This window comes from Aquirufa sp., from assembly GCF_044377215.1.
GTDB lineage: Bacteria > Bacteroidota > Bacteroidia > Cytophagales > Spirosomataceae > Aquirufa.
In genome coordinates this window covers 75,362-85,154 of record NZ_JBILJM010000010.1, presented here as the reverse complement: position 1 = coordinate 85,154, position 9,793 = coordinate 75,362, and the positions used below count along the sequence as shown (strand labels likewise).

The 9,793-nt window shown below is 40.9% G+C and carries 9 protein-coding genes; 6 read left to right on the top strand and 3 right to left on the bottom strand.

Going from position 1 to position 9,793, the window contains the following annotated elements; all coding sequences use genetic code 11:
* Nucleotides 1–138: 138 nt before the first annotated feature.
* Together ACIQ6T_RS05200 and hemA are read right to left on the bottom strand one after the other, a co-directional pair.
* Nucleotides 139–600, bottom strand: coding sequence for a regulatory protein RecX (locus ACIQ6T_RS05200; RefSeq protein WP_395784846.1), 462 nt, complete (start codon nucleotides 598–600; stop codon nucleotides 139–141).
* A 4-nt stretch (nucleotides 601–604) separates the two neighbouring features.
* The gene (gene hemA / locus ACIQ6T_RS05195) at nucleotides 605–1,876 is read right to left on the bottom strand and encodes a glutamyl-tRNA reductase (protein WP_395784845.1); all 1,272 of its coding nucleotides are present in this window, start codon (nucleotides 1,874–1,876) and stop codon (nucleotides 605–607) included.
* Nucleotides 1,877–1,983: 107 nt separating this feature from the next.
* Here hemA and ACIQ6T_RS05190 point away from each other — a divergent pair, with 107 nt between their 5' ends.
* Genes ACIQ6T_RS05190 through ACIQ6T_RS05165 form a run of 6 tightly spaced genes read left to right on the top strand, consistent with a single transcriptional unit; the run spans nucleotide 1,984 to nucleotide 8,394 of the window.
* Nucleotides 1,984–2,808 (top strand): SDR family oxidoreductase, encoded by an 825-nt coding sequence (locus ACIQ6T_RS05190; protein WP_395784844.1) that lies wholly within the window; start codon nucleotides 1,984–1,986, stop codon nucleotides 2,806–2,808.
* Entirely contained in the window at nucleotides 2,808–3,761 is a 954-nt protein-coding gene (locus ACIQ6T_RS05185) for a YheT family hydrolase (RefSeq protein WP_395784843.1), read from the top strand. The genes ACIQ6T_RS05190 and ACIQ6T_RS05185 overlap by 1 nt, the downstream gene beginning before the upstream one ends.
* 4 nt (nucleotides 3,762–3,765) lie before the next feature.
* Nucleotides 3,766–5,676: a phosphoglycerate dehydrogenase gene (gene serA / locus ACIQ6T_RS05180; RefSeq protein WP_395784842.1), complete on the top strand. Its 1,911-nt coding sequence runs from the start codon at nucleotides 3,766–3,768 to the stop codon at nucleotides 5,674–5,676.
* A 2-nt stretch (nucleotides 5,677–5,678) separates the two neighbouring features.
* A complete protein-coding gene (locus ACIQ6T_RS05175) occupies nucleotides 5,679–6,755 on the top strand; it encodes an aminotransferase class V-fold PLP-dependent enzyme (RefSeq protein ID WP_395784841.1) in 1,077 nt (358 codons plus the stop codon).
* 12 nt (nucleotides 6,756–6,767) lie between these two features.
* On the top strand, nucleotides 6,768–7,760 hold the full coding sequence (locus ACIQ6T_RS05170) for a Gfo/Idh/MocA family protein (RefSeq protein ID WP_395784840.1): 993 nt from the start codon (nucleotides 6,768–6,770) through the stop codon (nucleotides 7,758–7,760).
* The gene (locus tag ACIQ6T_RS05165) at nucleotides 7,753–8,394 is read left to right on the top strand and encodes a GDSL-type esterase/lipase family protein (RefSeq protein ID WP_395784839.1); all 642 of its coding nucleotides are present in this window, start codon (nucleotides 7,753–7,755) and stop codon (nucleotides 8,392–8,394) included. Before ACIQ6T_RS05170 ends, ACIQ6T_RS05165 begins: the two co-directional genes overlap by 8 nt.
* Nucleotides 8,395–8,559: 165 nt before the next feature.
* On the opposite strand, the gene ACIQ6T_RS05160 is transcribed toward ACIQ6T_RS05165, so the two are convergent.
* The gene (locus ACIQ6T_RS05160; RefSeq protein WP_395784838.1) at nucleotides 8,560–9,552 is read right to left on the bottom strand and encodes a LacI family DNA-binding transcriptional regulator; all 993 of its coding nucleotides are present in this window, start codon (nucleotides 9,550–9,552) and stop codon (nucleotides 8,560–8,562) included.
* Nucleotides 9,553–9,793 lie beyond the last annotated feature (241 nt).

Sequence of the window (9,793 nt, the reverse complement as noted above, 5' to 3'; positions counted from 1 at the left end):
CACAGGCCGGCGAAAATAAGTTAACATCAAAAACCTATCAAACCGGTTACGCGCAGACGTAGTATCCTGCGTAATAATAACCTGCGTAATAAGTAGTTGATTTGAAATCCATGTCCCAAAGGTATGAAAAAAATGATTTTATGCAAATCCCTTCGGAAAAAGACCTTTCAAGACCTGAGAAACAAGACTAGGCTCAAAGCCTTTGGACAAACCCGTCCGGTAACACTTTTGGTATTTTTCGTTCGGGGTTCCTGATTTGAGCGAAGATGCTTTTTTTTCTAACAGGACTTTTAGGGCTTCGGTGTAATCTGCTTCTGCAATTTCATCCCAATGCGCTTGTATGTCCGAATCTGAAATTCCTTTTTTACGCAATTCAAATTGAATTTTCCCGCGTCCCCACTTTTTCTGGTTGAATTTAGAGCGGATAAATAAACCAATGAATCTTTGCTCATTCAGGTAATTGTTTGCCTGTAACCACTGGATATAATCATCCTGTAGTTCAGCGCCATCTAATTCCTGGATTTTTTGTTTGATTTCTGAGATGCAACGTTCCTGATAGGCGCAATAGCTGGCCAATTTATTCAGTAGTACGCTGTCCATTTGATTAGGATTCGTGCTCTTCGAATTGCTCGAGGTTGAAAAGATCATTTAACACATCCACCATAGCTTCAGAATCACCGCGTTTGCAAGCGGCTTTCAAATGAATGATGGGTTGTTTGATGATTTTTTGGACCAAAGAAGCTGTGATTTTTTCTAATTTCTCCACTTCTTCCGCACTTAGACCTTTCAGGTGACGATTGATTTCTTCTTTACGGATTTGCTCAAGCGCACCTTTTAACTTGTGGATGGTAGGAGAAACTTCCATCTCTTTAGACCAATCATTGAAGCTTTCGATACTTTCCTCTATGATTACGCAGACATCTGGAATGGACGCCATACGAGCGGCTAAAGCTTCGTCTGCGCGTTCTTTCAACGTGTCAATATTATATAATAAAACTCCAGAAACCTTTTCTACACCCTCTTCGATACTGCGTGGTACGGATAGATCTATGAAATATTTAAATGAAAGCAATTGCATGGCTTTCAAATTCTCTTGTGTGATGATCGGCGAATCTGTGCGAATAGACGAAATAATGATGTCGGCCGCTTCGATTTCTTGGCACATATCATCGAATGGAGCGACACGGAAGTTTTTCCCTTGGGCCACACGTTCAGCTTTTTCGATGGTCCGATTCATGACCGTCACCTCAGCAAAATCTTTATCCTCCAAGTTTTTACAAACGTCAATCCCAATTTCACCCAAGCCTAAGATAAGGACTTTGGGAGCAGCCAAAGCTTGCGATAATTCTTCAGCTAAGGCAACAGTGGCATATGAAACAGAAGCTGCTCCATCGCGGAACGAAGTTTCTTGCGCAACACGCTTGTTTGAATAAAATATGGTATGCATTAAACGATGCAAATAGGGACCCGCCATATTCAAATCAGCCGCTAGTTGGTACGCTCTTTTGATCTGATTAGGTATCTGTAAGTCACCTACAACTTTGGATTGCAAACCAGTGGCAACCTCAAAAAGGTGTTTTAATGAATCACTCGTTTCATTCATTTGAACGAAATAATGCACATAATCAGTAATATTTGTTAATCCTTTTTCGATTAACAATGCCTTAATTAAGTCATTTGAGATAGATTCCGGAGAAGTATAGTATAGTTCGGTGCGGTTGCACGTCGATACAATCAATAATTCTTGTAAGCCAAATAAATCTTTACACTTGAGCGTAAAAGCGCGACTTTCTTCCTCGTTCATTGATACCATCTCACGAATCGTGAGTGGCGCACTGCGATGAGAAATACTTACTAACTTAAACGGTGTGATCATTCGGTATAGGATGCAAAAACAAGTTTACAAAAGTACAACGCAAAAATTAAAATTTGACAAGTCTTTGCAATAAAATCGTAATTTAGATAAAGTTTAAATTGACTCACATGAACTTCAAAAACAAAACCGTTTTCATAACGGGTGCCTCACGTGGTATCGGCTTGGAAATAGCTAAAAAATTAGCCTCATTGGGTGCAAATATCATTATTGCCGCTAAAACAGCTGAGCCACATCCTAAATTGCAAGGGACTATTTTTTCAGCCGCAGCTGAAATCGAACGCTTAGGAGGTCGTGCCCTGCCCTGCATGGTTGACATTCGTGATGAAAATCAGGTTTTTGAAGCGGTCAATCAAGCGGTTGCCATCTTTGGAGGGATCGATATTGTAATCAATAATGCTTCAGCTATCCAGTTGACCGGAACACTCGAAACAGAAATGAAGCGCTTTGATTTAATGCACGGCGTAAATGCCCGTGGAACATTCTTGGTTTCGCGTGCATGTTTACCTCATTTACTCAAGTCTGAAAATCCACATGTCCTAACCCTTTCACCTCCTTTGAATTTTGAGGCTCGTTGGTTTAAGCACCATGTAGCCTATTCGATGGCAAAATTTGGTATGTCATTAGTAACGCTGGGGATGTCAGCTGAATTTGAGGGTAAAGTTGCTTTTAATTCATTATGGCCGCGGACTATTATTGCCACAGCTGCTATCGAATTTGCGGTTGGGAATGGTGAGATGATGCGGAATGCGCGTAAGCCAACGATCATGGCGGATGCTGCCGCTGAAATTTTGGCACGTAATTTTAAAACTTGTTCAGGAAATTATTTTATCGATGACGCCGTCTTAGCTGAGGCTGGGGTAACTGATTTTAGTTTGTATAAAGTTGACCCTAATGTGGACGACCGGTCTTTAATTCCAGATTTCTTTATTTAATGCACGCATACAAGCCGCCAATTTGGTTGCCAGAGGGTCATTCGCAAAGTATTTATCCGGCACTTTTTCGGGAAATACCTGAAACCAATGCTTACACAGAGCGATTGGAATTGCCAGATGGTGATTTTTTAGATTTAGATTGGCATATACGTTCCGGGGAACTAATCCAAAAACCGTTGCTTATTGTTTCCCATGGCTTGGAAGGAGGTAGTCGGCGACATTACATCACGGGTCTAATCCGCTCTTTACCTGATTTTCATGCACTTGCCTGGAATTATCGGAGTTGCTCAGGGGAGCCAAATCGAAATTTGCGGTTTTACCACAGTGGTGCGACGGATGATTTAGATTACGTTATCAACCATGCGATTTCGCTGGGCGTCCGTGATATCTTCCTGGCTGGGTTTAGTTTAGGTGGCAACTTGACCTTAAAATGGTTGGGGGAAAATGGGGAAAAAGCTTCGAAATTCGTTCGAAAAGCTGTAGCATTTTCTGTACCTTTACACCTTTCCAGCAGTAGTCAGCAACTGGCCCGTTGGGAAAACCGCCTCTACACTCATCGCTTCTTACAAACGCTATTAGAAAAAGTAACTGAAAAGTCGGCCCGATATCCACAAGATATTACGCCGGCCATGCTTTCATCTATTGGTAGCTTGTATGATTTTGATGATGTGATTACAGGCCCATTACATGGATTTAAGGATGCTGAGGACTATTATGAACAAAATAGTTCCTTGTATTTCTTAGGTGGGATTCGCGTCCCGACCCTCGTAGTCAACGCGAAAAACGATCCATTTTTATCGCAGGAATGTCTTCCTGAAGTGATTCAGTCCGGCTATGTTCAGATCGAATTGCCTAAACAAGGAGGACATTGCGGTTTTTTCCCTCGCAATTATCGAGGAGAAACTTGGTCCGAGCAACGGGCTAAAGCATGGTTTAAGGAAATTGAAATTTGATTATATGTCTACTAAGGAGCTGGAACAATTAACGATTGTCATCGATTTTGACAGTACATTCACAAAGGTCGAGGGCCTCGATGAATTAGCGCGCATCGCGTTAGAAGGGAATGCCAAACAAGCTGAGATCGTTCGAAAAATTCGCGAAATCACCGACAAAGGGATGACTGGGAATTATTCATTCGCAGATTCATTGCGAGATCGCGTTGCGTTATTGCCTGCGAATCGTTCGCATGTAGACCAATTAATCACCTTCTTAAAAGGAAAAATTTCAGAATCATTTAAACGTAATAAAACGTTTATCAAAGAGCATGCAGATCAAATTTTGATTGTCTCCAGCGGCTTTAAAGATTTTATCGTTCCTGTCGTAGAGGAGATGGGTATTGCAGCTGCGAATGTGTATGCGAATACGTTTACCTATGCGGCGGATGGTACCATTACCGGATATGATCAAGCCAACTTGCTTTCACAAGATCGCGGCAAAGTAAGTTTATTGCAATCTTTAGCCTTAGACGGAGAAGTCTATGTGATCGGTGACGGATATACAGATTACGAATTACGCGAGGCTGGTTTAGCCAATAAATTTTTCGCGTTTACAGAGAACGTTTCACGCAAAGCGGTGACTGATAAAGCGGATTTTGTGGTACCATCTTTGGATGAATTTTTATATCTCAATGGCTTAAGTCGGGCACAGTCCTATCCAAAATCACGCATCAAAGTTTTATTATTAGAGAACGTACATCCGGCGGCGGTTCAAGTATTTAAAAAAGAAGGCTTCCAAGTAGAGCTGTTGAAGGGCGCTTTAGACGAGGATGAGCTGATTGAGAAAATCAAAGATGTTTCTATTATAGGTTTGCGTTCAAAAACCAATTTGACAAAGAAGGTACTCGAACATCCAAATGCAGCTAGATTGATGTGTGTGGGGGCTTTTTGCATCGGTACCAACCAAATTGATTTGGCGGAATGTGAGAATCGTGGAATTGCCGTTTTTAACGCGCCTTATTCAAATACACGAAGTGTCGTGGAATTATCGATTGGTTTAATGGTGATGTTGACCCGTAACATTTTCGAAAAATCTACGAAGATGCACGCCGGTATTTGGGATAAATCAGCGACTAATTCATATGAAATTCGGGGTAAGAAAATCGGTTTAATTGGTTACGGAAATATCGGAACACAGATTTCAGTTATTGCGGAGGCGCTCGGAATGGAAGTTTATTTCTTCGATATCGTAGATAAATTAGCGCTCGGAAATGCGAAGAAATGCAATAGTTTAAAAGAATTGTTATCAACCGTTGATTTCGTGAGTATGCACGTGGATGGACGAAAATCAAATACGGATATATTCGGCCAACAAGAATTTTCGTGGATGAAGGATAATGCGATCTTCCTAAATTTATCTCGCGGTCACGTGGTTCAAATCCCTGCATTAGTGGAGGCGATTAAATCAGGGAAGATTTGGGGTGCGGCGATAGATGTGTTTCCGTATGAGCCTAAAACGAACGATGAGGAATTTATCAATGAGTTGCGCGGCTTACCCAATGTAATTTTGACGCCACACATCGGAGGAAGTACGGAAGAAGCGCAAGCGAATATCGGGGAGTTTGTGCCTTCGAAGTTGTTGCAATTCATGAATAATGGAAGTACCTATGGTTCTGTGAATTTTCCAGAATTGCAGTTGCCGCCTTTGGAAAATGCACACCGCTTATTGCATATACACCACAATGTGCCGGGTATATTGGCACAAATCAATAATGTATTTGCCAAATACCATGTGAATATCATCGGTCAATATTTGAAAACGACGGAGCAGACAGGTTATGTGATTACGGATGTCGCGAAAGAATATGCGGACGAAATTGTCAATGAGTTGAAATTGATTGATAATACGATCAAATTCAGAATGTTATATTAAATATGAGCACGTTTTTTACACCCGGTCCTGCTGCCTTATTTCCTACTGTTGAGGCACATTATGCAGCGGCATTTCGTCAAAATATTGGATCGATTTCACATCGTTCGGTGGCATTTCGTAAGATTTACCAACATACCGATGAGCAGTTGCGCCAATTATTTGCCTTGCCGAAAGAGACTGCGGTGTTGTTCACAGGATCGGCTACGGAGATTTGGGAGCGAGCGATTATGAATTCCGTGGAACATGAAAGTTTTCACTTAGTGAATGGTTCGTTTTCAAAGAAGTTTTTTGATTTTTCACAAGAGCTACACAAATATGCACATGCGATGCACAAACCTTTTGGTGAGGGTTTTGACGCGGCAGAAGTGACGGTACCTGAATATGCGGAGTTGATTTGTTGCACTGCCAATGAAACCAGTTCAGGTGTTCAGATGCGCGCGGCTGAGATACATAAGATTAAGAAGGCAAACAAAGATAAGTTGGTGATGGTGGACATGGTTTCATCCGCTCCGTATCCGAATTTAGATTTTAATTTAGTTGATTCCGCGATGTTTTCGGTGCAAAAAGCGTTTGGAATGCCGGCAGGTTTAGGTGTTTGGATTGCGAACGAAAAGATGCTAGCTAAAGCTGAGCGTATGAAACTTCACGGCGAAACGGTGGGAACATACCATTCGTTACCGAGTCTTTGGGAGAATTACAAGAATTTCGAAACACCTGAAACGCCTAATGTGATGGGGATTTATGTGTTGGGGAAAGTGGCCGAGGATTTCAATCGAATTGGGGTAGATGTGATGCGGAAGGAAACGGATCGCAAAGCAAAAGCTTTATATGATTTTGCCAAGAAGTCGGACCAATTTGACATATTTGTAACAAATGAGTCACATCGTTCGGCGACTGTCGTGGTGTTAAACTGCAAGCAGATGGCTGGTGATGTTATCAAACAAGTACAAGCAAAAAGCGATTTTATTTTGGGAGCTGGATATGGAAAAATGAAGGAGACCCAAATACGGATTGCGAATTTTCCTGCAGTAAATTTGGACCAGGTGGAGGCTTTAATAGCTACATTGGGTTCGTTATAAGTTAAACCTACTATGAAAACAGATCAACCCATTCGTTGGGGTATTCTCGCATGCGGAGGCATTGCGCGTAAATTTGCCGACGATCTTTCGCATGCCAAAAATGGCCATTTAGCCGCTGTTTCCTCTCGGGATATCAAACGGGCGCAGGAATTTGCTTCCCATTATGACCCTTCTGTGAAGACCTTTGGGTCGTATGAGGAAATGCTTTCGAGTGGCGAAATTGATGTGGTTTACATTGCCTCGCCGCATGGCTTGCATTATGAGCATACGCTATTGTGTTTGGAAGCGGGTATTCCTGTGTTATGTGAAAAGGCTTTTGCCATCAATAGCAGGCAGGTAGCTGCGATGATTGCGAAGGCGCGTGAAAAGAAGCTGTTTTTAATGGAGGCTTTGTGGACACGTTTTCATCCGTCCATTGCCAAATTACAAGAGATTATTGCATCGGGTGCCATCGGCGAAATCAAGCATGTGGTGGCAGATTTTGGCTTTAAGGCGGTTTATGATGAGGAGGCGCGTTGGTTTAATCCGCATTTGACAGGCGGATCTTTGTTGGACATCGGTATTTATCCTTTATTTATTTCGAAACTGTTATTAGGCCAACCGCTTGAAATGAAGGCGACGGGTGTGATGGCTCCTTCGGGTGTAGACATGAATTGTTCGATTGCTACGAGCTATGCATCAGGTGCTACGGCAAGTTTATTTTCGACATTTGCTGCGCAAACGGATACAACATGTACGGTATATGGTACGCTTGGAAAAATTTATATGCATCCGCGTTTTCATGAAACGAAGGGAATGACCTTGACGATTTATGGTGGGGAGGAGACTGTGATGGAGACGGAGCGTTTGGGTTGGGGCTATAGTTATGAGGCGGATGCCGTGCAAGAAGATTTACATGCAGGACGCACGGAAAATGCTTGGATGTCGCATCAATTTAGTCAGGAATTGATGGGTTTATTAGATGAGATTCGTTCACAAATCGGTTTAACATATCCAAATGAATAAGATACTCGTTGCCTTATTGCTTTTTGTAAGCACTACTTTGTGCGCTCAAAATCCGTTTGAAAAGGAAATTGTCGCCTATGAGAAACAAGATTCGTTGGCCATGCCCGCCAAAGGACAAATTCTTTTTATTGGTTCTTCTAGTTTTCGTCTGTGGAAGACTTTTGCCACGGATATGCAGGGATTACCACCTGCATTTAATCGGGGATTTGGTGGTTCTACGTTAGCGGATGCCTTGTATTATTTTGATCGCATGGTGGTGAAATATCAACCGAAGTGGGTGATTATGTATGAGGGAGATAACGATTTGGCGAAGGGGAAAACACCTGAGTTAATTGCGGCTGAGTACGATGAATTTAAGGCGCGGTTGGCGAAACAAGTGCCAGGCGCAAAATTAGTTTTTGTAGCGGCAAGGCCGAGTTTAGCTCGAACGGCTTTGGGTGACAAACAAAGAGCATTGAATGCCTTGATTCAGTCAAAAGGTTCATATTATATTGATATGCATTCGCCATTTTTCTTGCCTGATGGGTCATTGATGACCGATATTTTTGTGGCGGATAGGCTTCATTTAAATGAGAAAGGATATGTAATTTTTGCGAATCAAATTCGCGCATTTGTTCTAAAATATGTTAAGTAGATTTAAACAAACATAACTTAGGTTGCCTTGTTAATTGCACTTGGTAAAGATCTACCAAAATGGGAATTATTTTGACTCTCATAAGATTCTCTATTCAACTTAGTTAATGGTATTCGTTGTGCTCAAAGGCGCATTCTAGGGTAAATCTTCCAATGTTCTGTAAACTTAGCCTGTTTTTTGTGAGGATTGTCTGATTATTAATTTGCCTTTGATAGTTTTAGTATATGGTATAAATGTGTCCTTATTGATTATGTTATCAATTAAAATACTTGCTGCTTCCTGTCCAATTGTATATGCAGATTGATTATAAACGGTAAGTGATGGTTCTATTAATGAAGCCAACAAGTCATCTCCAAATGCCACCAACGCAATTTCATTAGGCATTTTAATGCCTTTTTGTTTTAATTCTACCATCATTTCGATGGCATTTCCATAATGTAATGTAAAAATTCCATCGGGTTTTTGAGATAAATCTAACCATTTAGAAAGTGCAATCAATGAATCTGCTTCTCTGAAATTACTATGAAAAATAAGTTCCTCATCGATGGGAATCCCATATTTTGCTAATGCTGCTTTATAGCCATTTAATCGGTTTTCGCTAATCAATAAATCTTTAGGTCCGGCGCATGCGGCAATTCTGGTGCAACCTTGCTGAATCAAATGTTCAACTAAAGCAAAACTACCTAAAAAATCTTCTTGAATTACTTTTGCCGTATCAAGTTCACCGCATACCCTATCAAAATGAACAATTGGTAAGCCATTTTTGAGTTGTAATTTTACATGTTCGAAACTCTTTGTTTCTTTTGTATGACTTATTAAAAGTCCATCTACCCTACTTGCAACTAATGCTTGCACATTTAGTGTTTCGGTATGATGGGATTCATTGGATTGACATATCATTACTCTGTAACCAGCTGCCGTTGCAATTTTCTGAATTCCTGCCACTACTCCAGCAAAAAAGGGTCTTTGAATATCAGGAATAATTACACCTATGGTATGTGATTCACCTCGATTTAGACTTTGTGCTAGCAAATTTGGACGATAGTCTAGTTCGTTGGCAACTTTAATAATTTCTTGCCGAGTATATTCATTGATTTCTGAGCTATTATTTAATGCCCTGGAAACAGTCGAAGGTGAAACTCCCAATACTTTTGCCACATCAACAATGGTTGTTTGATGTGGCTTTTTATTAACTAATTGGTTCGAGGGTGTTATAGAAAAATATATTGCACAAGTTTTGCAATATAGTCTTTGTCGGCCCCTTACAAATCCTGATCGAACGATGTCCTCTTCCTTATTGCATTTGATACAAGCAATCATCTAGTATTGAATTATTCTAATAATGAGAATTTCCCACAGTTTTGATTTGATATTTATGTATAAAAGTAAGTTAAAATTA